18 protein-coding genes are annotated in these 25,553 nt (G+C 69.3%); 15 read left to right on the top strand and 3 right to left on the bottom strand.

All coding sequences use genetic code 11. From position 1 onward, the window contains the following. The first annotated feature begins 57 nt into the window (after positions 1–57). Genes NIE111_RS23495 through NIE111_RS23480 form a run of 4 tightly spaced genes read left to right on the top strand, consistent with a single transcriptional unit; the run spans position 58 to position 3,705 of the window. A complete protein-coding gene (locus NIE111_RS23495) occupies positions 58–1,083 on the top strand; it encodes a zinc-dependent alcohol dehydrogenase (RefSeq protein ID WP_238686461.1) in 1,026 nt (341 codons plus the stop codon). Beyond that, positions 1,080–1,841: a 2-dehydro-3-deoxy-D-gluconate 5-dehydrogenase KduD gene (gene kduD / locus NIE111_RS23490; protein WP_238686458.1), complete on the top strand. Its 762-nt coding sequence runs from the start codon at positions 1,080–1,082 to the stop codon at positions 1,839–1,841. Before NIE111_RS23495 ends, kduD begins: the two co-directional genes overlap by 4 nt. Continuing rightward, positions 1,838–2,716 carry an amidohydrolase family protein gene (locus tag NIE111_RS23485; RefSeq protein ID WP_238686456.1) on the top strand — a complete coding sequence of 293 codons (879 nt, stop codon included), beginning with the start codon at positions 1,838–1,840 and terminating at the stop codon, positions 2,714–2,716. Before kduD ends, NIE111_RS23485 begins: the two co-directional genes overlap by 4 nt. Then, complete coding sequence (locus tag NIE111_RS23480; protein ID WP_238686454.1) at positions 2,713–3,705, top strand: aldo/keto reductase; 993 nt, start codon at positions 2,713–2,715, stop codon at positions 3,703–3,705. Before NIE111_RS23485 ends, NIE111_RS23480 begins: the two co-directional genes overlap by 4 nt. An 89-nt stretch (positions 3,706–3,794) precedes the next feature. Here NIE111_RS23480 and NIE111_RS23475 read toward each other — a convergent pair whose 3' ends face one another. Then, the gene (locus NIE111_RS23475) at positions 3,795–7,337 is read right to left on the bottom strand and encodes a ThuA domain-containing protein (protein ID WP_238686453.1); all 3,543 of its coding nucleotides are present in this window, start codon (positions 7,335–7,337) and stop codon (positions 3,795–3,797) included. 519 nt (positions 7,338–7,856) lie between these two features. Between NIE111_RS23475 and NIE111_RS23470 the strand changes: the two genes are divergently transcribed. From NIE111_RS23470 to NIE111_RS23445, 6 genes are all read left to right on the top strand, one after another. Continuing rightward, on the top strand, positions 7,857–9,368 hold the full coding sequence (locus NIE111_RS23470; RefSeq protein ID WP_238686451.1) for a sugar ABC transporter ATP-binding protein: 1,512 nt from the start codon (positions 7,857–7,859) through the stop codon (positions 9,366–9,368). 55 nt (positions 9,369–9,423) lie between these two features. After that, a complete protein-coding gene (locus NIE111_RS23465; protein WP_238686447.1) occupies positions 9,424–10,395 on the top strand; it encodes an ABC transporter permease in 972 nt (323 codons plus the stop codon). 2 nt (positions 10,396–10,397) lie between these two features. Then, entirely contained in the window at positions 10,398–11,381 is a 984-nt protein-coding gene (locus NIE111_RS23460) for an ABC transporter permease (protein ID WP_091401048.1), read from the top strand. 25 nt (positions 11,382–11,406) lie between these two features. Further along, on the top strand, positions 11,407–12,579 hold the full coding sequence (locus NIE111_RS23455) for a substrate-binding domain-containing protein (RefSeq protein ID WP_238686446.1): 1,173 nt from the start codon (positions 11,407–11,409) through the stop codon (positions 12,577–12,579). Between the two features lie 6 nt (positions 12,580–12,585). Beyond that, positions 12,586–13,437 carry a sugar phosphate isomerase/epimerase family protein gene (locus tag NIE111_RS23450; protein ID WP_238686444.1) on the top strand — a complete coding sequence of 284 codons (852 nt, stop codon included), beginning with the start codon at positions 12,586–12,588 and terminating at the stop codon, positions 13,435–13,437. 80 nt (positions 13,438–13,517) lie between these two features. Beyond that, positions 13,518–15,911, top strand: coding sequence for an RICIN domain-containing protein (locus tag NIE111_RS23445; protein ID WP_238686443.1), 2,394 nt, complete (start codon positions 13,518–13,520; stop codon positions 15,909–15,911). A 64-nt stretch (positions 15,912–15,975) separates the two neighbouring features. Here the strand turns inward: NIE111_RS23445 and NIE111_RS23440 are convergent, their stop codons facing one another. Both NIE111_RS23440 and NIE111_RS23435 read right to left on the bottom strand, forming a co-directional pair. Continuing rightward, positions 15,976–16,986: a family 43 glycosylhydrolase gene (locus NIE111_RS23440; protein ID WP_308193737.1), complete on the bottom strand. Its 1,011-nt coding sequence runs from the start codon at positions 16,984–16,986 to the stop codon at positions 15,976–15,978. Positions 16,987–17,004: 18 nt separating this feature from the next. Then, positions 17,005–18,030, bottom strand: a complete 1,026-nt coding sequence (locus NIE111_RS23435; RefSeq protein WP_238686438.1) for a LacI family DNA-binding transcriptional regulator — start codon at positions 18,028–18,030, stop codon at positions 17,005–17,007. A gap of 412 nt (positions 18,031–18,442) precedes the next feature. Here NIE111_RS23435 and NIE111_RS23430 point away from each other — a divergent pair, with 412 nt between their 5' ends. The 5 genes from NIE111_RS23430 (at position 18,443) to NIE111_RS23410 (ending at position 25,436) form a co-directional block, all read left to right on the top strand. Next, positions 18,443–19,759: an ABC transporter substrate-binding protein gene (locus NIE111_RS23430; protein ID WP_238686436.1), complete on the top strand. Its 1,317-nt coding sequence runs from the start codon at positions 18,443–18,445 to the stop codon at positions 19,757–19,759. Next, complete coding sequence (locus tag NIE111_RS23425; protein WP_238686434.1) at positions 19,756–20,709, top strand: carbohydrate ABC transporter permease; 954 nt, start codon at positions 19,756–19,758, stop codon at positions 20,707–20,709. Before NIE111_RS23430 ends, NIE111_RS23425 begins: the two co-directional genes overlap by 4 nt. Then, the gene (locus NIE111_RS23420; protein ID WP_124860646.1) at positions 20,706–21,530 is read left to right on the top strand and encodes a carbohydrate ABC transporter permease; all 825 of its coding nucleotides are present in this window, start codon (positions 20,706–20,708) and stop codon (positions 21,528–21,530) included. The genes NIE111_RS23425 and NIE111_RS23420 overlap by 4 nt, the downstream gene beginning before the upstream one ends. A 3-nt stretch (positions 21,531–21,533) precedes the next feature. Then, positions 21,534–22,688, top strand: a complete 1,155-nt coding sequence (locus NIE111_RS23415; protein WP_238686432.1) for a serine hydrolase domain-containing protein — start codon at positions 21,534–21,536, stop codon at positions 22,686–22,688. Between the two features lie 282 nt (positions 22,689–22,970). Continuing rightward, positions 22,971–25,436, top strand: a complete 2,466-nt coding sequence (locus NIE111_RS23410) for a glycoside hydrolase family 43 protein (RefSeq protein ID WP_238686430.1) — start codon at positions 22,971–22,973, stop codon at positions 25,434–25,436. The last annotated feature ends 117 nt before the right edge of the window (positions 25,437–25,553 follow it).

The following is a 25,553-nucleotide window of genomic DNA, read 5'->3' as shown; positions in this document are numbered from 1 at the left end:
CCCACGACCATGCCCGGTCGGCACGATCGACGTACCGACCGTCGAGACGGAGGAACGATGAAGGCAGTCGTCTACCGGGGAGCGCGACACCTCGGAATCGAGAACCGCGACCCGGAGCCACCGGGCCCCGGCCAGGTACGGATCGAGGTGGCGTACACCGGCATCTGCGGTACGGATCTGCACATCTACCACGGGGACATGGACGCCCGGGTTGGTGACTCAGCGATCATCGGGCACGAGATGTCCGGGCGGATCGCGGCTGTCGGCGAGGGCGTGACCGGCTGGAACATCGGTCAGGCCGTCACCGTGATGCCGACCCGGCCCTGCGGACGCTGCGCCGCCTGTCAGCGGGGCAACTCCCACGTCTGCCACGCGATGAACTTCCTGGGCATCGACTCACCGGGCGCCATGCAGTCCTCCTGGACGGTGCCGGTGGAGTTGGTTCTGCCGCTTCCGGAGGAACTGCCCCTCGACCACGCGGCGCTCGTCGAGCCGGTGGCGGTCGCCGTGCACGACGTCCGCCGGGGCAACGTGACCGCCGACGACCAGGTGGTAGTGGTCGGTGGCGGGCCGGTCGGCGTCCTCATCGCCACCGTCGCCCGGGGCCGTGGCGCGCGGGTGCTCCTCGTCGAGCCGGACCCGTTCCGACGCGAGGTGGCGGAGGGCATCGGGATCGAGGCCGTCGACCCGCGAGCGACCGACGTCGTGGCGCTGGTCAACGACCGTACCGATGGCGCGGGCGCCGACATCGCCTTCGAGGTGTCCGGCTCACCGGCCGGCGTCACCACGGCGGTCGACGTCCTCACCACTCGTGGGCGGCTGGTCATGGTGGCGATCCATCCTCAGCCCCGCGAGGTCAACCTGCACCGGTTCTTCTGGCGTGAGCTGGAACTCCTGGGCGCCCGGCTGTATCAGCGCGACGACATGGTGGAGGCGATCCGGTTGGTCGCCTCGGGTGCCATCCCGGCAGAGCAGCTGATCTCCCGGGTCGAGCCGGTCGAGGCGGTCAGCGCGGCCTTCGAGGCGCTGGAGGGTGGCGGCGTCATGAAGGTGCTGCTCGATGTGCGGGAGGGTAACAAGTGACGACGTTGTTCGACCTGTCCGGCCAGACCGCCGTCGTGACCGGGGCGCGGCGCGGTATCGGCCTCGCCATGGCCGAGGCCCTGGCACTGGCCGGCGCCGACATCGTGGGGGTCTCCGCCCAGCTCGAGGCGGAGGGCAGCGAGGTTGAACGCCGGGTGCGCGCCACCGGCCGCCGGTTCACCGCGCTGCGGGCGGACCTCGGCGACCGGGCGGCCGTGCACCGGTTGGCCCGCGACATCACCGCTCTCGGGCCGGTCGACATCCTGGTGAACAACGGCGGCACGATCGCCCGGACCCCGGCGGCGGAGCACCCGGACGAGATGTGGGACCACGTGATCGAGGTCAACCTCAGCAGCCAGTTCATCCTCAGCCGGGAGATCGGCCGGACGATGGTCGAGCGCGGCCGAGGGAAGATCATTTTCACAGCGTCGCTGTTGAGTTTCCAGGGCGGCATCACCGTCCCCGGTTACGCCGCGTCGAAGTCGGGCGTGGCCGGCCTCACCAAGGCGCTGGCGAACGAGTGGGCGGCCCACGGAGTGAACGTCAACGCCATCGCGCCCGGCTACATCGCTACCGACAACACCCAGGCGCTGCGCGACGACCCCGACCGCAACCAGGCGATCCTCGGCCGGATCCCGGCCGGGCGGTGGGGCCGGGCCGACGACCTCGGCGGCGCCACCGTGTTCCTGGCGTCGAGCGCGTCGGACTACGTCAACGGCGTCGTGCTGCCCGTCGACGGCGGCTGGTTGGGCCGATGACGGGCGCACAGGAGCCCGGGCGAGCCGGGATCGTCGACGCGCACCACCACCTCTGGGTCCGCGCCCGGCACCCGCAGCCGTGGATCGACCCGGTGACCATGGCGGCCATCGACGCCGACTTCGAACCCGCCGATCTCGCGCCGCTGGCCCGGGCGGCCGGGGTCACCGCGACAGTGGTGGTGCAGTCCATCGCCTCCGACACGGAGACGGTCGACCTGCTGGAAGTTGCGGCCGACGACACACTCGTCAGTGGGGTCGTCGGCTGGGTGGACCTGACCGCCGACGATGTTGCGGAGCGCCTCGACGGTCTGCGGGCAGCCCGAGGTGGGGAACGCCTCGTCGGCATCCGCCACCTCGTGCAGTCCGAGAGCGACCCGGCGTACCTGGACCGTCCCGACGTCCGTCGGGGGATCGCGGCGGTCGGTGCCGCCGGCCTCGTCTTCGACCTGCTGGTACGCCAACACCAGCTCCCCATGGCCGCGCGTCTCACGCGCGACCTGCCCGAGGTGAGCTTCGTCCTCGACCACCTGGGCAAGCCCGCGCTCGGCAGTCCGGAGATGGCCGAGTGGAGCCGGGACCTGCGGTCGTTGGCGGCCTCGCCCAACACGACGGCGAAGCTCTCCGGGCTGGTGACCGAGGTGCCGCTCCCGCACTGGACGCCGGCCGACCTCCGGCAGGCCGTCGAGGACGCCCTCGACGCGTTCGGGCCGGATCGACTGATGTTCGGCTCCGACTGGCCGGTCTGTCTGCTCGCCAGTTCGTACCAGCGGTGGGTCGACACCCTGGCGGCGCTGCTGGAGGGCCAGGACGGGACCGGCCGGGCGTCGGTCTGGGGCGGGACGGCACGCCGCGTCTACGGGCTGGGGCCGTCATGATGGCGCGCGCGCTGCCGCGCCGCCCGCAGCTACGGCTCACCGAGCTGGGCTTCGGCGCGGCGCAGGGGGGCAACCTGTACCGGACGACGACGGACGAGGAGTTCGCCTCGGCGGTCGACGCCGCGTGGGAGGCGGGCGTCCGGTACTTCGACACCGCGCCGCACTACGGTCTCGGGCTGTCCGAGCGCCGCCTCGGCGCCGCGCTGCGCCACCGGCCGCGCGACGAGTACGTGGTGTCGACGAAGGTCGGGCGACTCCTGGTGCCCTCGCCCCAGGACGCGCACCTGCGGGACTCCGACGGGTTCGATGTGCCTGCCACCCACCGGCGGGTGTGGGACTTCAGCCGCGACGGCGTGCTCCGCTCCATCGAGGCCAGCCTCGATCGGACCGGGCTGGACCGGATCGACATCGTCTACCTGCACGACCCGGACGACCACTGGGAGCAGGCCGCGCACGAGGCCGTACCCGCCCTGATCGACCTGCGCGACGAGGGCGTCGTGGGTGCCATCGGCGCCGGCATGAACCAGTCGGCGATGCTGGCGCGGTTCGTCCGGGAGACCGACGTCGACGTGATGATGTGCGCCGGGCGGTACACCCTGCTCGAACAGGGCGCGGCGGCCGACCTGCTGCCGGCCGCCGAGAACCGGGGGGTGGGCGTGGTCATCGCGGGCGTCTACAACTCCGGGCTGCTGTCGCGGGACCGGCCGCCGGCCGACGCCGTCTACAACTACCAGCAGGCCCCGGAGGCGCTGATCGAGCGGGCGCGGCGGATCGCCACTGTCTGCGAGACGTACGGGGTGACCCTGCCGCAGGCGGCCCTCGCCTTCGTCCGCCGGCACCCGGCCGTGGTGTCGACGGTGGTCGGCGTCCGCAACGAGGCGCAGGCGGTCGAGACGGTGCGACGGTCCGGGATCGTCGTACCCGAGGAACTGTGGGATGACCTGGCCGCGGCCGGGCTGCTCGCCGCGCCGCCCGGTCGGCCTGCCTGACCAACGACGACGTCCCGGCCGGGACCGGCTCCGTTACTCGGACACCGGTCCCGACCGGGACGTCAGTTGTTACCGCGACAGCCGCGGGGTCACACCGCGGTGAACCGCCACTGCTGGTTGGCCGCGCTGTGGCAGGTCCACTGCAACAGTCGGGCGCCGTCGGTGGTGGCAGCACCGTTGACGTCCACGCAGAGGCCGCTCAGCACACTCTTCACCGTGTACACGCCGGAGGTTCCCGTCGCGGTGGCGGTGAACTTCTGCTGGTTGCCGTTGTTGCAGGTGGCCTGCTGGAGGAAGGCACCCGCCGCGGTCGAACTGCCGACCACCTCGACGCACTTACCGCTGTGCACCGCCTTCAGGTAGAGCGCGCCGTTACCGGCGTCGACGGCCTGCCACCTCTGGTTGTTGGCACCGGTGTTCGCCCACTGGGTGATCTGGGCGCCGTCGGCGGTGGAGACACCGCTGACGTCCATCAGCTTGTTGCTGTGCTGCGCCGTGACCGTGTAGGTCTTGCCCGCCAGGCCACCGCCGGTGCCGGGCGTGCCGACGCCGTTGCCGCCGAAGGTGTGCGAGTCCAGATCGAACGAGTTGCTGCTGTTCTTGAACACCATGTAGAGCGTCTGTGTCCCGCTGAGCGCGGCGACGCTCACCGGAGTCGTGGACTGGTAGTTGTCCCAGCCGCCCGTACTGGGCACCGTGGTGGTGGCCAGCAGGGTGCCGGTCGGCGAGCCGGCGCGCAGCTCGATCGAACCGCCGCCGGAAGGCGACGACACCCGGTAGCTGACCGTCGAGATGCCCGACAGGTTCATCGGGTTGAACGCGATCCAGTCGTTGGTGGAGATGTCACCGATGCGCTTGGTGCTCTCCGCGGCGGCCTGGTCGACGACCCGGATGCCGGACTGGCTGCTGAAGTACTCGGACTGCTTGTGCTTCGGTTGCAGGATCGCCTGCGCGGTGCCGGTGAGCGGGGACCCGCCTCCCGAGCCGCCGTTGTCGGTGTACCGCGCGTTCAGCACGTAGAACAGGTTGGCGCCATCCGGATGCCCACCGAGCAGGTCGGTGGAGATGGTGCCCGAGCAGCCCGGGTACTCCGTGGTCTCGTGAGCGTGGTCGTCGTGACCCAGCGCCGGATTGAGGATGACCTTCGAGCAGTCGACGGTGCCGCCGTCCGGATCGGTCACGGTGATCTGGTACGACACCTTGTCGCCGAAGGTCAGCATGCCTCCGTTGCCCGGTGTGGTGATGGTGACCACCGGGGCGCTGTTGCCGACGGTGATCGGGACGTTGGCGAAGCCGGTCTTACCGGTGCTGTCGGTGACCTTCAACTGGGCCGTGTAGTTGCCGTTGGAGGTGTACGTCTTCGACGGGTTGGCCGCCGTCGAGGTGGTGCCGTCGCCGAACGTCCACAGGTAGCTCAGCGTGTTGCCGTCCGGGTCGGACGTGCCCGCGCTGCTGAACTGGACGGTCAGCGGCGAGGAGCCGCTGGTGGGTGTGCCGGTGGCCTTGACGATCGGTGACCGGCCGCCCTGGATGTAGTCGATCCGGTAGAGCCCGGAGTCGCTGTTGCCGCCACCGAAGTTGGTGCCCCACTCCAGCAGGTAGAGCGAGCCGTCCTTGCCGAACTCCATGTCCATCGGCTTGTTGAACCCACCGCTGGGCAGGAACGGGTTGGTGCGGGTCACCGCCGTGGAGGAGTCGAAGTGCACCTCCTTGATGTAGTTGCGCGACCACTCGTAGAAGAAGTGCACGCCGTCGTAGTAGGGCGGGAACTTCGTCTGGGACGGGTTCGACGCGTCGTACCGGTAGACCGGGCCGCCCATCGGGGCGGAGCCGCCGGAGCCCAGCTCCGGGAAGGTCGTCGAGGTGGGGTAGCCGTACCAGATGTTCGGCATGACGACCGGCTTCAGACTGGTCAGGCCGGTGTTGTTCGGCGAGTTGTTGACAGGCGCCGAGCAGTTGAACTTCGAGCCGACGACGCCGGTGTCCGGGTTGAACGGCGCGTAGGGCTGGTTGTTGCCGTGGCAGAACGGCCAGCCGTAGTTGCCGGGCGTCTTGATCACGTTGAGCTCGACCAGGCCCTCGGGACCACGGTTGGTGGTCGGCGGGTTGCGGTCCGGTCCGTAGTCCGCCAGGTAGACCCAGCCGTTGGCGGGGTCGATCGAGAAGCGGAACGGGTTGCGGAAGCCCATGGCGTAGATTTCCGGCTTGGTCTGCGCCGTGCCCTGGGGGTAGAGGTTGCCGCTCGGGATGGTGTAACTGCCACTGGCCCCGGGACGGATACGCAGCAGCTTGCCGCGCAGGTCGTTGGTGTTGCCGGCGGTCCGGGCGGCGTCCAGGTTCGACTTGCCCGAGCGCCAGTCCAGCGGGGCGTAGCCCTGCCAGTTGGGGTCGAGGTTCGGCGGCGTGTCGTCGCCGGTGCCGATGTAGAGGTTTCCGTCCGGGCCGAACTCGATGTAACCGCCGGTGTGTCCGGGCTCCGGGAACGTCCGGTCGCGGTACGCCGGGATGTCGATGATCGTCACCCCGCTGGACGTGTTCAGCGTGTCGCCGCTCATCGTGAAGCGGGAGACCCGGTTGACGTCGGTCGAGCTGCTCGCCGGCGAGTGGTAGAGGTACACGTACCCGTTGGTGGCGAAGTTGGGGTCCAGCGCCATGCCGGTGAGGCCGTCCTCACCGCCGGTGTAGACGCTCAGCGTGCCGGCGGTCACCGTGCTGTTCGTGGAGGGCTTGAAGATTTTCAGCTGCCCGCCGCGCTGGGCGTAGAACACGCGCCCGTCCGGGGCCACGGCCATCGCCATCGGGTCGACGGTGTTGTCGTCCAGGGTGCGCTTCTCGAAGTTGCCCCAGACGGTGCCGCCGCAGTCGCCGGCAGCGTTCCCGGCGGCCCACTTGATGCCACCGAGGACGTGGTTCTGGAAGTTCGTCTCGCTGTAGGAGGCGATCGCGTGGCCCATCGCGGTGGCCCACACCCGCCCGCCGCCGGTGTCCCGACACCAGGAGATCGGGTGGTCCGGGCCCATCGCCCGGGATCCCGGGTTGTAGGTGCGCTCGTCGGCGGTCACCAGGACGTGCACCTTGCCGCGCGGGTTGGCGTCGAAGTTGTACCACTCCTCGCTGCGGGTCCACCGATCCGGCAGGCTGGCCGTCGACGGGTGCTTCTTGTCGGCGACGATGGCGGTGCCCTGCAGCACGCCGGGGGAGTGCTCGGGCATGTGGGCGCCGCCGTTGATGGTGTTGTCCCACCACGGGTACTCGGACTCGATGCCCATGTCGGTGGCGTTGTGGACGGCCACGATGCCCTTGCCGCTGGCGAGGTAGCCCTCCACCGCCTGGCGTTGGGCGGCCGAGGTCCAGACCATGCCGGAGGTCTGGAGCATCACGATCACGTCGAAGGTCGCCAGGTTGGCGGCGGTGAAGACGCTCGAGTCCTCGGTCGCCACCACCTCGAAGTTGTTCGCGGCGGCCTGCTGCTGGACCATGGAGATCGCGGCGGGGATCGAGTCGTGCCGGTAGCCGGTGGTCTTGCTGAACACCAGGGCGCGGAAGGCCGGGGCGGCCGACGCGGGTGGAGCGAGTCCGAGCGCCAGTAACAGACCGGCGATCACTGAGATGAGCAATGTGTTACGACGCATGCCGTCTCCTAGTTGGGCGGGCGTTGGGATTGCGGACACGGGTCCTACGACGCGTCAGGTTGACCTGGACACGCGAGGGACACGGGCGCGCTGGTCTGTCCTCATGCCGTTCGCCGCAACGGCAGTCAGACCTGCGGGACGTCACACAGCGTGATGGTGGCTGTGGTTCTTGTCCCGTGGTCCACGAGGTCAGGATGAGCTAGAGATCGAAGACTGTCAATGCACGAAGTAACGTCCGACGTCCTGCCCGGTGGACGGCGGTCGCGCTCGGCCCCCTCGTTGCGGCACCGCCCGCCGATCGCAGCCCGGCCTGGCGGTCGGGCTTGATCGAGGATTGCGGAGCCGCATCCAAACATCTATCTTCATACGTGTGATGTTTCGCCGGTGTCAAGGAAATGTTTGCACCGCAAGAACGTAAGCCCTCGCTGTTGGCACGAAAGTTTGTTGTTCAGCGCCTCGAAGCCGCCGTAGTGTGGCATTTAACCTTGTCGATCATTACTGTCTGTGAGGGCTTTCGGGATGTCAGATCCGCCGCCGACGCCGCTTCTCACCCTTCGGGGCATCGGCAAGTCATTCCTCGGAGTCCGTGTTCTCGACGGTGTCGACCTCGATGTCGCGCCGGGCGAGGTGCACGCCGTGGTCGGTGAGAACGGTGCCGGGAAGTCGACCCTCATGAAGATCGTCTCGGGCGGGTACGCCCCGGACGGGGGCACTGTCGAGTTCGCCGGTGCGACGCGCACCTTCCGTGGTCCGCGCGACGCGCAGCGGGCCGGCATCGGCATCATCCACCAGGAGTTCAACCTGCTCCCGGAGCGCACCGTCGCGGAGAACGTCTACCTGGGGCACGAGCCGGTTCGACGCGGGCTCGTCGATCGTCGGGGGATGCTCGACCGCACCACGCGGCTGCTCGCCTCGATCGGCGAGACCACGTTGCCGGCCGACGCCCGGGTGGGGCAGTTGGGTGTCGCGCAGCAGCAGGTCGTCGAGATCGCCAAGGCGCTCGCCCTGGACGCGCGGTTGCTCATCATGGACGAGCCGACCGCCGCGCTGGCCGACCACGAGGTCGAGTTGCTCTACGGGCTGGTGCGTCGACTCCAGGAGCGGGGCATCGGGCTGCTGTACGTCTCGCACCGGCTCGCCGAGGTCTTCGACCTGTCCAGTCGGATCACAGTGCTCAAGGACGGCCGGCGGGTCACCACAGTGGACACCGCTGACACCACCGCCGACGCGTTGGTGCGGCACATGGTCGGCCGGGAACTGTCCAGCTACTACCCTGACCGGGCCGTCCCGCAGGACCGGGGCCCGGTGCGGCTCAACCTTCGCGACGCCGGAAACCGGAAGCTGCGAGACGTCAACCTCCAGTTGCGCGCCGGCGAGGTGCTCGGCATCGGTGGCCTTCAGGGCTCCGGACGCTCGGCGCTGGCCCGCGCGATCTTCGGGGTGTCGCCGTTCACGACCGGCGACGTGACGCTCGACGACCGGCCGATCCGACTGCGCTCACCCCGCACCGCCATGCGGGCCGGCATCGCCTACGTCACCGAGGACCGCAAGGGTGAGGGGATCGTCCCCCGGCAGTCGGTGCTGGACAACGCGCTGCTCGCCAGCCGGGCCGTCTTCGCCGCCCGGTCCGGCCGGGCCGCGAGGACCGCCCGCGTACGCGAGTTGCTGGCCGCCGTGGAGATCCGCGGCGCCGGCGACGACCAGGAGATCCGCTTTCTGTCCGGCGGCAACCAGCAGAAGGTCGTGCTGGCCCGATGGCTCGCGCTCAACCCGCGGATCCTGCTCTTCGACGAGCCGACCCGGGGCATCGACGTGGGCGCGAAGTCAGCCATTCACGACCTCGTCCGCCGCCTCGCCCGTGATGGCGCGGCCGTGCTGATGATCTCGTCCGATCTGCCGGAGTTGCTGGGGATGAGTGACCGGATCGTCGTCATGCGGGACGGCCACGTCGCGGGCGAGCTGCCCGCCGGCGCGACCGAGGAGGAGGTCGTCGCGTTGGCGGTCGGCACCGTTCGGGAGACGGCCCAGTGAGCGCGAGGAGTGAGCCGGGTCTGCGAGCCCCGCAGTCGCGAACCGAGGTGGCCCAGTGAGCGCTCTGTCGCTTTTGCCCGCCCGGCGTTCCGTACCGGGCGTGTTCGTGGCCCTGACCCTGACCCTGACGATCGGCTGGCTGGTCGTCCTGCTCGACGGGGGTCAGCTCTTCAACCAGTCCACGACGGTGAGTCTGCTGCATGTCGCCGCCGGCCTCGGGCTGGTCGCGGTGGGTCAGACCCTGGTCATCCTGGGGGGCTCGCTGGACCTCTCGGTGGCGTTCGTGATCAGCCTCAGCACTCTCGTCGCGGCCGAGACGATGAACGGCAGCGACGGCGCGGTGCTGCCGGCGATCGGCCTGGTGCTGGTCGTCAGCGCCGGCGTCGGGCTGCTCAACGGGCTCCTCGTCACCAGGTTCCGGGTCAACGCGTTCATCGCGACCCTCGGCGTCGGGCTGCTGCTCAAGGGTTACCTCGACAACGGCTACGACGGCCCCGCCGGCACCACAGCACCCTCACTGGTGCAGGCGCTCGGTTATCAGCGCGTCGGTCCGGTGCCGGTGTCGTTCCTGCTGCTGATAGCGGTCACCGCGGCGGCCTGGTTCGCGCTCTCGCGGACCCGCTTCGGCCACCACCTGGTCGCCGTCGGCGGGGATCCGGAGGTGGCAAGGCTCTCGGGCGTCCGCAACGACCGGGTCCTCATCACCGCCCACATGCTGTGCTCGATGTGCGCGGGGCTCGCCGGCATCTACCTTGCCAGTCGGCTCGGCTCGGGCGCTCCGCGCGTCGGCACCGAGGGCCTCTACGACCTGGAGTCGATCGCCGCGGTGGTGATCGGCGGTACCGCCCTCGCCGGTGGGCGCGGCGGCGTCATCGGCACCGTCGGCGGGGTCCTGCTGCTGGCCAGCATCGACGCCATCTTCAACCAGCTCGAGGTCGACGCCTTCTTCAAGCAGGTGATCCGGGGCGTCATCATCATCGCCGCGGTCGCCGTCTACGCCCGCCGGGCCATGCGAAAGGCGGCCTAGCCATGCAGACCGTCCAGCCCCGTTCCCTGCCGTTGCGTCTGCCGCGGGTGCGTCCCGGTGGTGTCCTGCCGATCCTCGCGATCCTCGCGGTGCTGTTGGTGCTCGTCGGCATCCGGCAGCCCGACTTCCTGGCCCCGCAGTCGCTGATGTCCTTCCTCGGTCGTTCGGCGCCGATCATCCTGCTCGCCGCCGGCCAGTACTTCGTGATCGTGTCCGGCGAGTTCGACCTCTCGGTCGGTTCCCTGGTCACCGCTCAGGTGGTGGTCGCCGCCCGGCTGATCGACAGCGACCCGGCGCGTACCTGGCCGGTGGTGCTGCTCCTGCTCGCCTTCGGCGCACTGGTCGGGCTGGTCAACGGCCTGATCACGACACGGCTGCGGGTGCCGTCGTTCATCACCACCCTCGGCATGTTCCTGATCCTCGTCGGCGCGGTCTACCTGTGGTCCGACGGCGCCCCGAAGGGTGGGCTCTCCGAGGAGTTCCGGCGGTTCGGCCGGCGGGCCTTCGAGGACGTGCCGGTGCTGGGCCGCGTGCCGTACGCGCTGCTGGTCCTGGTGGTCCTGGCGGTGGCGGCCGTGCTGCTGATGCGGTCCGACTTCGGCCGGACGCTGGTCGCCGTCGGCGACAACCCGCGCACCGCCGAGCTCAGCGGCGTACGCGTGTGGCGTACCCGGACCTTCGCCTTCATCCTCAGCGGGCTCGCGGCGGCGGTGGCGGCCATCCTGCTGGGCGGCTACAGCGGCGTGTCGTTCCAGGCCGGCGCTGGTCTGGAGTTCGGTGCGATCACCGCTGTCGTCCTCGGTGGGGTGGCGCTCGGTGGGGGGCGCGGCGCCGTCGTCGGGGCGATGCTCGGCGCGCTGACCCTCGAACTGCTGTTCGCCCTCATGAATTTCTACGGCGTCTCCGGCGCCCTCAGGTCGACCGTCCAGGGCGGGATCATCCTGCTCGCCGTGGCGGTCTCGGCAACGCGTTCTTCTTCGAGATAAAGGGGAAACCATAGTGCGACGTTCCATGGCGGCTCTTGCCGCCGTCACCCTGCTGTCCCTCGCCGCCTGTGCCACCGACGAGCCGGCCGCTAGCCCGTCGGGAAGTGCGTCCGCCGCCACTGGGTCCGGCACCGGGGACCAGTCGAAGTTCTTCGTGCAGGCCGACTACGACGCCGAACTGGCGCTGCTCGACGCGGCACCGACAGGCCCGGCCGACAAGCCGTGGGAGCAGGTGCTCAACCCGACGATGGTCGACACCGCCAAGTTCAAGAAGAGCGGCCCGCACAAGATCTGCTTCTCGAACGCGGCCCTGAACAACCCGTGGCGGCAGGTCGGGTTCAAGACCATGCAGGCCGAGGTCGAGGCGCAGAAGAGCCGCATCAGTGAGTTCGTGCACGTCGACGCCGAGGGCAAGGACCAGAAGCAGATCGCGGACATCAACGATCTGCTCGGCAAGGGCTGCGACGCGCTCATCGTCTCGCCGAACACCACCGCCACGCTCACCCCGGCCGTCGAGGCGGCCTGCAAGGCCGGGCTGCCGGTCGTCGTCTTCGACCGTGGTGTCAACACGAAGTGCCCGGTCACGTTCATCAACCCCATCGGGGGTTACGGGTTCGGGCACGTCGGGGCCGAGTTCGTCAGCCAGAAGATGAAGCCCGGTGGCAAGGTCCTCGCCCTGCGGATCCTTCCCGGCGTCGACGTCCTGGAGACCCGCTGGTCGGCGGCGAAGGTGGCGTTCGACAAGGCGAAGGTCGACGTCGTCGGTGTCGAGTTCACCGATGGCGATCCGGCCAAGACCAAGAAGATCGTCGACGACTACATCCAGCGGTACGGCACGATCGACGGGGTCTGGATGGACGCCGGAGCGGTGGCCGTCGCGGCGGTCGAGGCGTTCCAGGACGCGGGCAAGCCGGTTCCGCCGATGAACGGTGAGGACCAGCTCGACTTCCTGAAGATCTGGAAGGACAAGAAGCTCACCGCCATCGCGCCGACCTACCCGACCTACCAGTGGCGTACGCCGGTCATCGCCGCGCTGCGGATCCTCGACGGCCAGCAGGTGTCCAACCCGTGGAAGCTGCCGCAGCCGACGGTCACCCAGGACAACCTGGACCAGTATCTCGACGCGGGCATGCCGCCGCTGCACTACGCGATGTGCGGCTGCACCGACCTGCCCGGTTACCCGCAGCGCTGGAAGTAGGGTCCGATGTACGCCATCGGCGTCAACCCCTGGGTCTGGGCCTCGCCGGTCGACGACAAGGCCCTGGCCGAGCTGATCCCGCGGATCGCCGCGTTCGGTTTCGACGCTGTCGAGTTGCCGATCGAGCAGCCCGGCGACTGGGACCCGATCCGTACCCGGGACCTGTTGGCGGCGCACGGCCTCGTCGCCGCCGGCGTCTGCGCGGTCACCTCGCCGGGGCGGGAACTGGTCGACGCCCCACCAGCGGTCGTCGAGTCGACGGTGGCGTACCTCATGGGTTGCGTGGCAAGCGCGGCGGCCGTCGGCGCTGGATGCGTCGGCGGTCCCGCGTACGCCTCGGTCGGCCGCACCTGGCGGATGTCGCCGGCGGCTCGGGCGGCCTGCTACGCAGACTTCCGGCGGGCCCTGGCGCCGGTTGCCGACCAGGCCGGCGAGGTGGGTGTGAGCATCGGTGTCGAGGCGTTGAACCGCTACGAGACGAGCGTCGTCAACACGATCGAGCAGACGATCGAGTTGATCGACGGGCTTCCGTCGAACGTCGGCATCATGATCGATACCTATCACATGAACATCGAGGAGGCCGACCCCTACGCGGCCCTCGCGGTCGCCGGCCGACACATCAAGCACGTCCAGGTCAGCGGCACCAACCGGGGCGCTCCTGGTGCTGACCACTTCGACTGGCCCCGCTTCTTCGCCGTCCTGCGGGACACCGGCTATCAGGGCGCGATCTGCATCGAGTCGTTCACCGCGGAGAACGATGCGATCGCCACCGCTGCGGCGATCTGGCGTCCGTTGGCCCCCTCGCAGGACCGTCTCGCCACGGACGGCCTGCGCTATCTCCGGGAGATCCTCGGATGACCGCCCCGACCCGCCACCCCCGCGCTGGTCGAGGCCGTTCCGCCACCCCCACCCCGTTCTCACGTCAGGAGCACCGTCCCGTGTCCTCGTCCCTTCCGGCGCTGCGCCGACTGCTGGCCGGCGCCGCCGCGACAGCGGTGACCGCAGTGGTCGCGGTAACCGCCTCGGCGTCCCCGGCCCTCGCGGCCACCACCACCCTCTACGCGTCACCCTCCGGCACCGGCACCACCTGTTCCGCCAGCCAACCGTGTTCGCTGAGCGCCGCCCAGACCGCGGTGCGAGCGATCAACAGCACGATGTCCGGTGACATCGTGGTGGAGTTGGCGAACGGCACCTACCGGCTCTCGTCGCCGATGCGGTTCACCGCGGCCGACTCGGGCAACAACGGCTATCAGGTGATCTGGCGGGCCGCCACCGGGGCGCGTCCGACGATCACCGGCGCCCGGGCCGTCACCGGCTGGTCGCTCGTCGACTCCGCGAAGAACATCTGGCGGGCCAACGTCGGCGCCGGGCTCGACTCCCGACAGCTCTACGTCAACGGGGCCGTCGCCACGCGGGCGCGCACCGCTATGACCCGCTCCAACTTCACCTTCACCACGTCGGGCATGCGGTTCACCAACAGCGCGCTCAACTACCTCAACAACCTCGGCAACCAGAACCGGGTCGAGGTGGAGAGCGTCGGCTCGTTCACCGACCGGTACTCGCCGGTGCAGAGCATCAGCGGCAACTTCCTGACGATGCAGCAGCCCGCCTGGAACAACAACACCTTCGGGTTCGACACCCTCTCCAGCCCGCACCGGGCCGGCCCCTTCTACCTGACCAACGCGTACGAGTTCCTGGACTCGGCGGGGGAGTGGTACCTCAACCCCAGCAACGGTCAGCTCAACTACATCCCCCTCGCCGGGCAGAACATGAGCTCGGTCAGCGTCGAGTTGCCGCAGTTGCAGTCCCTGGTCAACGTGGGTGGCACTCTCGACACGCCTGCGCACCACATCTCGTTCAGCGGCATCACCTTCACCGGCACCAGCTGGCTCGGCCCGAGCAGCAGCAACGGCTTCGCCGACCAGCAGACCGGCGCCCACATCACCGGCACCTGGTCCCGGCCGTCCGACGCGCTGACCTCCTGCCAGGCCGGCTGCCCCCAGTTCGAGGCCACCCGGCCGAACTGGAACCAGATGCCCGCCGCCGTGCAGGTCTCCGCGGCCAACACCATCACGTTCAGCGACTCCCAGTTCGTCAACCTCGGGCAGACCGCGATCGGCATCGGCAACGACGCCAACGCCCACGCCAGCGGTGTCGGCCTGGGCGCCAGCAACATCACCGTCACCCGTTCCGAGATCGCCCGCAACTCCGCCGGTGGCGTCGTGGTCGGTGGCGTACGCGCCGACGCCCACCACCCCGCTGACCAGCGGATGGTCAACCGCAACATCACCATCAGCAACAACCGGGTGCACGATCTCGGCCTGGAGTACCGGGGCGTGGTCTCGATCCTGACCACCTACGTGAACACGGCGACGGTCTCGTACAACGAGGTCTACAACATGCCGTACACCGGCCTGTCGGTCGGCTACGGCTGGGGCGCCAACGACGCCGGCGGCAGCCAGCACTACGCGAACCGGGGTCTGTACAACTACCAGCCGCGCTACACCACGGCGACCACCGCGGCCAACAACCAGGTCATCGGCAACTACGTGCACGACGTGATGCAGCAGATGACCGACGGCGGGTGCATCTACACGCTGTCGGCGAACCCGGGCGGGACCATCAACCAGAACTACTGCCTGCGGACCAACGGCTGGTTCGGGCTCTACTTCGACGAGGGCTCCCGCTACTACACCGCCCGTAACAACGTGTTCTCCTCCACCGGTACCTGGGCCACCGCCAACTACTGGTACGCGGAGAACATGGGCAACTTCACCGTCACCAACAACTGGTCGACGAACAACTCCACGAACGTGACCAACGGCGACCGCGGCAACGTGGTCAACGGCAACGTCACGGTCAGCAACGGCAGTTGGCCGTCGGGCGCGCAGACCGTCATCAACTCGGCTGGCGTGCAGAGCGGTGGCGGCACCAACCCGACGAACGTGCAGATCGTGGGTGCCCAGTCGGGCCGGTGCGCCGAGATCGGCAATTCCAGCACCACCAACGGCACGCAGGCTCAGATCTGGGACTGCATCAGTGCGGCCACCAACCAGCGGTGGACCCACACCGCCAGCCGGCAGCTCATGGTGTACGGCACCAAGTGCCTGGACGCCTCTGGCCAGGGCACCAGCAACGGCACCACTGTGGTGATCTGGGACTGCAACGGCGGCGCCAACCAGCAGTGGAACGTCAACGCCAACGGCACGATCACGGGAGTGCAGTCGGGTCTCTGCCTGGACGCCAACGGCGCCGCTACGGCGAACGGCACGAAGCTGATCCTCTGGTCCTGCTCCGGCGGTACGAACCAGCAGTGGCAGCTGCGTAGCTGATCCATCAGCTGGACATCGACAGGTCCGGGCCGGGGCGAGACGCCTCGGCCCGGACCTGTTCGCTCTACCGCGCCACGTTCGCCCTCGCCGGGTCCACTGTCAGCCCGGTCGCGGCCTGGTAGCGGACCGGGACGGGATCGGTGAGTTCCCCGACGAACGTCTCGTCGACGTGGTCGAGGAAGCCGATGAGGGACCAGTCGTGGGCGGGGCCGGGGACCAGCCGGGGCGCGTACAGGTGCGGGTGGGCGAACGGCTGGGCGGAGGCGATGTCCCACGGCCCGAGGGTGGTCTCGCCGGTCACCACCCAGATCCGGTGGTCGTCGCGCCGAGCGCTGCCGGTGGCCTCGGCGGAGAAGAGCAGCAGCGGCTGCCCGTCGACGACCGCGACCTGGGGCACCTCCAGGTGACCGAAGCCGGCCGGAGTCGACAACGGCGGCGCGACGGTCCAGGTGACGAGGTCGGTGGAGGTGGCGTGGCCGACGACGCCACGGGTGTCCGCCGGACCGGTGTTGGCGCGGGCGGTGATGAGCATGTGCCAACCCTCGCCGTCGGGGTCGGGAAACACCCACGGGTCACGCCACGCCTGCTCGTACCACAGCTCCTTGTCCAGCAGCTCGTACCAGGCGGGGTCCGCCTCGACGATCGGTTCGGTGCCGTGCCGGTGCCAGGTCATGAGGTCGTCGGAGACGGCCAGTCCGATGCGTTGGACGAGCCCGTCCTCCGCACGACCGACGCCGGTGTAGAACAGGTACCACCGTCCGTCATGCCCGCGGACGGTGCAGCCCGTCCAGGTCGCCAGGTCGTCCCAGCTGGGCGCGTCGGCGGGCACCACGGCGTCGGCGACCAGGCGCCACGAGCGCAGGTCCGCCGAGACGGCGTGGCCGATGGTGGCCCGGCGGTGGCGGCGGTGCGGGTCGTGCAGGGCGCGGGACGCGCGCAGGAAGAACACGTGCCAGAGGCCGTTGTCGTCCCGCGCGTACCAGCTGTCCCACACCCAGTGGTCGGGTAGACGAAGCATGGTCGGAAACCTAGCACTAAACCGTTTTAGCGCCGGCCAGTGCCAACCCGGCGGCACGGATCGGAGGGCCTGTGGTCAGCCGGCCGGAGGCGCGAGGGACCGGCGTCGGCGCAGGGGCATCGGAACGAGCGAGGGTTCGGTGGCGCCCCCGTCCAGGAGCAGTTCGACCGCTCGCCGCCCCATCTGCTCGTGTGGCAGCGCCGTGGTGGCCAGGCTCGGACGCAACCAGGCGGCGATCGGGTCGTCGTCGAACGAGATGACCGAGATGTCCTCCGGGACGGTCAGCCCCGCCTCGCCCAGTGCCTGGTAGGCGCCGAAGGCCAGCCGGTCGTTCATGCAGATGATCGCGCTGGGTCGCTTCGGCTTGCTCAGCAGGCTGCGCATGGCGGCGTACCCGTGCTCGGGCAACCACTCGGTGCAGAAACACTCGGCCAGGAGGCCGACCTTCGCCTCGTCCAGCGTCTGCCGGATGCCGTGCAGGCGGGCGCGGGCGGCGAGCGAGACCTCCGGGTCGTCCTCCTTGAGTCGGTTGCGGCCGATGAGCGCGATCGCGTCGCGGTGGCCAAGCTCCAGCAGGGCCGTGGCGACGGAGCGCCCGGCGCCCTCGTCGTCGGGGACCACGCTGGGCAGGCCGTCGGGGCTGGTGGCGTTGAGCAGCACCACCGGGCCGCCGAGGATGGCCGCGGGCACCATCAGCCGTCGGGTCGCCATCGCCGCGTAGATCACCCCGTCGACCTGCCGATCCAGGACGGCCTCGATGGCGTACTGCTCGAAGGTGGCGTCGCCCTGCGTCTCGGTGATGAGCAGGACGTGGTCCCGTTCACGGGCCGCGTCGAGGGCGCCGCGGATGAGGTCGCCGGCGAACCGGGTGGTGGCCACGATGTCGGAGACGAACGCGATGGTGGCCGTCTTGCGGGTGCGCAGGCTGCGCGCGGCGAGGTTGGGTCGGTAGCCGAGCTCCTCGGCGGCGGCGAACACCCGCTGGTGCGCCTCGGCCGAGAGTCGGGTGCCCTCCCTGCCGTTGAGCACCATCGACGCGGCGGTCTTGGACAGCCCGGCTTTCCGCGCGACGTCGGCGAGTGTTGCTCTGTTGCGGCCCATCAGTCCTCCGAATCAGGCGCGGTGCCACAGGCGCCGCTCCCGCCCATCATGATGCGTCGCCGCCCGGGATCGAGGACCGGTCGCGTCGGCGTGGTGTGAACCCGACGTTTCCGCGCCGTTGCCAAGTTGTCCTTGACAGCTCCCCGCGCCGCGCGCATGCTCTGCTAAATCAGTTTAGCGACCACTTCTGGTGCTTCCAGAGGCGCCTTCGGTGGCCGTGCCGGGTTCTTTATCTGCTGACGGTACGGGTGCTGCGCCCGGGCGACAGGTCACGGCGTACGTGTCGTGGCGGCCACCCGGTCGCGGTGGTCCCGGTGGAGCCGTCGCGCGGCCGTGGGTCGCGGGACGCGTGGAGATGTCAAGGAGTCATGAAATGGCAGAATTGCTGACAAAATTTCCGCGACGGAGAACAGTGCTCCTCGCGTCGCTGCTGGCGGTCGGGATGACCGCGACGGCCTGCAGCGCGCCGGGCGAGGACCGGTCGTCGACCCAGAAGTCCGATGCCGCCGTGAAGACGGAGCTGGGCGCCGACCCGATCACCCTCGACATGTACGCGGAGACCGGCTTTCCGCTGGCCAAGGCGTTGGCCGACGAGTTCTCCAAGCAGCACTCGAACGTCACGTTCAACATCCGCGAGGACCAGTTCACTGTGATCGTGGAGAACGCGCCGCGGGTGATGGCCTCGGACAACTCGCCGGACATCATCCGGCTCCCGACCATGGTCGACCTGGTCAAGGACGACCTGCTCAAGAACCTCGACCCGTACTTCACCGCGTACGGCTGGGACAAGTTCCCCGCCTCGCAGCTCATGCAGCTGCGCGTCGGCGAGAACACCCGGGGCACCGGATCGCTGTACGGGATGGGGCTCGGCTACAGCGTCACCGGCGTCTTCTACAACAAGAAGCTGGCCAGCCAGATCGGCATGACCCAGCCGCCGGCGACGGTCGCCGAGTTCGAGGAGCTGCTGGCCAAGGCGAAGACCGGCGGGGTCCAGCCGATCATGCAGTTCAACAAGAACACCGCTGGCATCAACTTCCCGCACCAGGCGCTGCAGAACCAGTTCGGCGACCCGACCCAGGTCGCCGACTGGATCTTCCAGAAGCCGGGGGCCACGTTCGACACCCCGGCCGCCCTGAAGGCCACCCAGACCATCCAGAAGTGGGCCCAGGCCGGCTACTTCACCAAGGACGCCAACGCCCTCGACTACGCGGGCATGGTGGGGGAGTTCCAGAAGGGCAACGGCCTGTTCATGTTCAACGGCGACTGGGAGTCGGCCAACCTCGACAAGTCGATGCCCGGCAACGTGGGCTTCTTCCTCTTCCCCACCGAGTCCGCCGGTGGAAAGCACGTGGCGATGTCCGCCCCCAACACCTTCGGCGTCTCCGCCAAGGCCAAGAACCCGGACGCCGCCGCGTACTTCCTGAACTGGGTGCACACCAACGCCAAGGCCCGCGAGATCTCGGTGACAGTCGGCGGCTCCAGCCCCGGCGGCCCGAGTGACCTGCCGGTGCCGAGCGCCACCCCGAACACGGTGCTGGCCGAGACCCTGAAGGCGTCGCAGCAGCTCGGTGCGGAGAACGGCGCTGTGGACTTCACCGCGAACGCGACCGGCGGCATCTTCGCCGCCGCGATCACGCCGGAGATGCAGAAGCTGATCGCCGGTCAGCAGACGCCCGAGGGGTACGTGAAGGCGGTCCAGGCCGAGTATCAGAAGGAACTGTCCCGATGACGTCTGCCCTCGGCAGCGCACCAACCGGGCGCGACGATCGTCGCGCCCGCCCCACCCCGACGCGGGCCCACCGATTCCGGTGGGCCCGCGCGGCCGGGACCGGCTGGTTGTACGTCCTGCCCGCCCTGGTGATGTACGCGGTGTTCGTCCTGCGCCCGCTCGTCCTGACCCTCCAGTACTCGCTCTACGACTGGAACGGCATCGGGGCGGCCCGCTGGGTGGGCCTGGACAACTACCTCACCGTCTTCACCGACAGCGACCTGCTGAAAATCATCGGCAACGCGATGGTGCTGATCGTCTTCTTCAGCTTCATCCCCGTCGCGCTGGGACTGTTGGTGGCGAGCATGGTCCGCCGGATCACGACCGGCGCGTTCGGCACCGTCGTCCGGACCATCCTGTTCCTGCCGCAGGTCATCCCCCTGGTGGCGGCGGGCATCGCGTGGAGCTGGCTGCTCTCGTCGAACGGTCTGGTCAACCAGGCGCTGCGCGCGGTCGGGCTAGGTGGCGTCGCCCGCGCCTGGCTCGGCGACTTCGACACGGCGCTGCCCGCCGTCGGCGTCATCGGGGCCTGGGTCCTGCTCGGCCTCTGCACGATTCTGCTGGTCACCGGCATGAGCAAGATCGATCCGGCGCTGTACGAGGCCGCCCGCCTCGACGGTGCCGGTCCGGTCCGCGAGTTCCTCGCCGTGACCCTGCCCAGCCTGCGCCAGGAAATTGGGGTCTGCCTCACCGTGACGATCATCGCCGCGCTGGCGAGCTTCGACATCGTCTACATCTCCACCAGCGGCGGCCCCGGCCTCCAGACCACAGTGCCGGGCCTGGAGATCTACCGGCTGGCCTTCTCGCAGCGGCAGGTGGGGCTCGCCTCGGCGCTCGCTGTCGTCCTCATGCTGCTGGTGCTGGCGTGCGTGCTGCCCATCCAGCGCCTGAGCCGAGGGGAGAAGCCGTGAACCTGAGCCGACGCGAACAACTGACCGGCCGGGTCTTTCTGATCGCCCTGATCGTCGTCACCCTGCTGCCGTTCGTGAGCATGCTCTCGGCGGCGTTGCAGCCCCGGGGCACGGTGCCCAGCGGGCTCGAGTGGCCGTCCGACCCGCAGTGGGGAAACTTCGCCGACGCCTTCACCGCCGCGAACATGGGCGCCCTGCTCCGCTCCAGCCTGCTCATCGTGGCCGGCGTCGTACCGGTGTCGGTGCTCATCGCGACCATGGCCGGCTTCGGGCTCGGTCAGCTGCGGGTGCCCGGTGGCCGACTCGTCTTCGGTCTCTTCCTGCTGGGTCTGACCCTGCCGTTCGAGGCAGTGGTCACGCCGCTCTACTACCAGATGCAGGACCTCGGCCTGCTCAACACCCGCTGGGCCATCATCCTGCCGCTGATCGGGCTGTACATGCCGTTCGCGGTGTTCTGGATGCGGGCCCACTTCACCAACGTGCCGGTCGAGTTGTCCGAGGCGGCCCGGGTGGACGGCAGCAGCACGTGGCAGTTGTTCTGGCGGGTCCAGGTGCCGCTCGCCCGCCCGGCGATCGCCTCGCTGACGATCCTGATGTTCCTCTGGACGTGGAACCAGTTCCTGCTCGCCATCGTCCTCGTGGACGACGCCACCAAACGCACGATGGCCGGGGCGCTCGGAGCGTTCCAGGGCCAGTGGGGCACCGACCTGGTGCTGCTGTGCGCCGGGTCGCTGCTGATCCTCACTCCGACCCTCATCGTGTTCCTGATCTTCCAGCGACAGTTCATCAAGGCCCTGATCCAAGGGTCAGTGAAGGGGTAGGCAGTGGTCACACAGCCGCAGATCCACGGCGACGTCGACGATCGCTTCGGGCGCGTCGCCGACGTCTTCCGCGACAACTTCACCTCCCGGGGAGAGGTCGGCGCCGCGGTCACCGTCTACCTGCGGGGCAGCAAGGTCGTCGACCTGTACGGCGGGGTGGCCGACACCCGTACCGGGCGGCAGTGGGACGCGCACACGCCGGTCGTCGTCTTCTCCTGCACCAAGGGGATCCTGGCGATCTGCGCCTACCTGCTGGTCCAACAGGGTCGGCTCGACCTCGACGCTCCCGTGACGCGCTACTGGCCGGAGTTCGGACAGCACGGCAAGGCGGACATCCCGGTGCGTTGGCTGCTCACACACCAGGCAGGTCTGCCCGCGGTGGACCGACCGCTGACCCTCGACGAGGTGTTGGCGTGGGATCCGGTCGTCACGGCGATCGAGGAGCAGGCCCCGCTGTGGAAACCGGGCACGGCGCACGGGTACCACTCGATGACCTACGGCTGGCTGGTCGGTGAGGTGATCCACCGCATCACCGGCCAACTACCCGGCGCGTTCTTCGCCGACACCGTCGCGGGCCCGCTCGGGCTGCACACCTGGCTGGGGCTCCCGGCCTCCGAGAGCGACACCGTCGCCTGGGGCCTGGCACCGCCCCCGGACCCTGACCCGTTCGTGGACCCGGTGGCCGAACGGGGCATCACCATGGGGGGTGCTTTCGCCTTCCCCGCCGACGCCGACGGCCTGGTCAGCTTCAACGACGACGCCATTCGGGCCGCCGGTGTTCCCGGCGCGGGCGCGGTGAGCACCGCCGAGAGCCTCGCGCGCCTCTACGCCGCCTGTGTGTCGGAGATCCAGTGTGCACCGCTGCTGACGGCGGCGTCGGTGGACGACGCGGTAGTGGTTCGTTCGCGTGGCCCGCAGCGGCACGGGCCGCCGGACACCGGGCAGCGCTGGGGCACCGGCTTCCTGCTGCACTCGCCACCGGCCCGGCCCCTGCTGGGTGAGCGCAGCTTCGGCCACGACGGCGCGGGCGGGAACCTGGCCTTCGCCGACGCCGAGCATCAGGTGGGCTTCGGCTACGTGGTCAACCAGATGCGCGGGTTGGGCGACGAGCGCGCCAACCGCCTAACGGCCGCCGTCCGCGCCTGCCTGAACGACTGAGGCGCTCGAGCCGCCGCGCTCCCCGGTGATCATGAAGTTATTACCGTCAATGACGGCGTGTCATGGCAATAACTTCATGATCACCGGGGTCGGAGCTGCGGTATGGCTGTCCACTGTGGAATGCCGGCGGTGTTACGGGGATACTTCGGGCGCGTTTCATCGATAGTCTTGACAGGGGTTGTTAGCGATAACACGATGGCCTTCACGCCGCTCTCGCGTTTGGAGCTCGCCTTGGTCGTGTCGGTCCGCTCGCGTGTCCTGAACATCGCCCGCGCATCCGCTGTGAACAGCCTGAACGCCGCCGCTCGTCGTGCCACGACCACGTTGGCCCGACGGGTGTCCACAGTGCTCACGAATCGCCTTCGTTCACTGTGTGCGCTCGCATCGGCGGCCGTTCTCGTCGGCGCGGGCCTGGTGGCCACCCCCGCCGCCGCGCACGCCGCCGACGGATGGTCGCCCCGATCGTCGTACACCTCGACCGACACCGGCGCCGGCACCTACTCGGTGCCGCTGCTCAACGCCGACGTGCCGGACATCAGCGTCGAGCGGGTGCCAGCCGCCGAGAACGACGAGGGCCGCGACGTCTACTACATGATCAGCACGACAATGCACCTGAGCCCGGGTGCGCCGATCATGAAGTCGTACGACCTCGTCAACTGGGAGATCGTCAACTACGTCTTCGACCGGGCGAGCATCGGCGACTCCTTCTCACTGCGCAACGGCCAGAACTCGTACGGCCAGGGCCAGTGGGCCTCGTCGCTGCGCTACCACGACGGCACGTTCTACGCCGTCTTCAACACCAACAACCTCAGCGGGGCGTACCTCTACCGCACCGACGACATCGAGAACGGCCCGTGGCAGCGCACCGCCCTCGGCCGTGGCCTGCACGACCCGTCGCTCTTCTTCGACGTCGACGGCACGCCGTACATCTTCTACGGCTCCGGCGGCACCAGCGCCGTCCGCCTCAACGCCGACCTGACGGCCATCGCGCAGGACTACCCGAACATCTTCACCGCCAACAACTACGCCGGTCAGCCGTTCATCGGTGGGCTGTTCGAGGGCGCGCAGGTCTACCACATCGACGGCTGGTACTACGCCGTCATCATCACCTGGCCTTCCGGTCAGGGGCGCCAGGTGGTCATGTTCCGGTCGAAGGACCTGCTCGGGCGCTACACCTCGGCCGGCGGGGTCAACACCTACGAGGCGCGCGGCGTACTCAACTCCAACGGCTTCGCGCAGGGCAGCCTGGTGCCGATCAGCCGCGCGGGCGGCGGGACGGACTGGCACGGCATGTTCTTCCGGGACACGTTCCCGATCGGCCGGATCCCGGCACTCATCCCCGCCACCTGGCAGAACGGGTGGCCGACCTTCGGCACCAACGGGGTCGTACCGGTCAACGGCCTGTTCGACAAGCCGATCCGGCTCAGCCCGGCCGAGGAGTTGTTCGAGCGGCAGAAGAGCATCGTCGCCTCGGACGACTTCGCCAACGACGCGCCGCACAAGGCGTACCAGGACGAGCAGTGGACCGTCCCCGCGCCGCTCGACCCGGCGGAGATCGCCCCCAACGGCTCACGGCTGGACCTGGCCTGGGAGTGGAACCACGCCCCGGACAACCGGTACTGGTCACTCACCGACCGCGACGGCTGGCTGCGGTTGACGGCCGGCAGTGTGGTCACCGGCCAGTACGTCTACACGAAGCTGTCCAACCGGGCCGAGCTGGCGTGGTTCGAGGAGGCACGCAACACGCTCTCGCAGCGGACGTTCGGGCCACGGCAGTCGGTCCAGACCCGAATGGACGTCTCCGGGATGAAGAACGGCGACGTCGCGGGCCTGGCCGCCTACAACCGCGGATTCTCGTACGTGGCGGTCAAGCGCGTCGGTGACGTCAACACCCTCGGCGTCGTGAACCGGTCGCAGCCGTTCGCTGTCGACCTCGACCAGTCGACGTTGGAGAACTTCATCGCCGGCACGACGGTGTCGCTGGGCGACGCGACCGAGGTGCACGTGAAGGCGGACCTCGACTTCTCCGCGCCGGTCGGCCAGCTGTGGACGACGTTCTACTACAGCCTGGACGGCGTCCAGTGGACCCGGCTGGGCAACCGCGTGGGCCCGCAGGCGCTCGACGGTAGCCTCGCCCACTTCATGGGTCACCGGGTGGGCCTGTTCACCTACGCGACCCAGGAGACCGGCGGCCACGTCGACTTCGACGACTACCTGCTCAGCGACGTGTTGACCGCGCAGGCCCGGCCACTGGACACCACAGCCCTCGACGCGGCCATCGCCCACGCGCAGACTCTCGATCCGCGCCACTACCCGGCCGACGCGTGGGCCGCGACGCAGTCCGCGCTCGCGGCGGCGACGTCGGCACGGGCCGGCCAGTTCGGCACCCAGAACCAGATCGACGCGCCGGAGCGGGCACTCAGCTACCAACTGGCCCGACTCGGAGTGCTGGCGGCGCTGCCCGTGACGGCCACCGCCCAGGTGCGCTGCCTGAGCGGCAAGACGTACCTGGCGGTGCAGGCGCGCAACGACTCGGACGAGCCGGTCGACATCACCGTCGAGAGCCCGTACGGAAACCGGTCGTTCACCGCCGTGGCGCCGGGCTCGAACGTCTACCAGTCGTTCAACACCCGCGTGTCGTCGGTGCCGGCCGGCTCGGCGAATGTCCGGGCCACCGGGGCGGTCGCCGGCCGGGACGTGACCACCGTCCACGCCGTCGGGCACCCCGCCAACGCCTGCGGCGGATAACCCCACCACGAGCCCTCGGCCCACCGACCAGCACCACCGGCCACCGGCCGGGCGGCGCGGTACACCCGACCTGCCCCGCGCCGCCGCCCACTCTCGGACCGGCGGCGGCAGTCGACC

It is taken from the genome of Micromonospora hortensis (assembly GCF_022230935.1).
GTDB lineage: Bacteria > Actinomycetota > Actinomycetes > Mycobacteriales > Micromonosporaceae > Micromonospora > Micromonospora hortensis.
The sequence above is the reverse complement of the archived record's forward strand: the minus strand, read 5'-3'. Positions and strand labels throughout refer to the sequence as shown.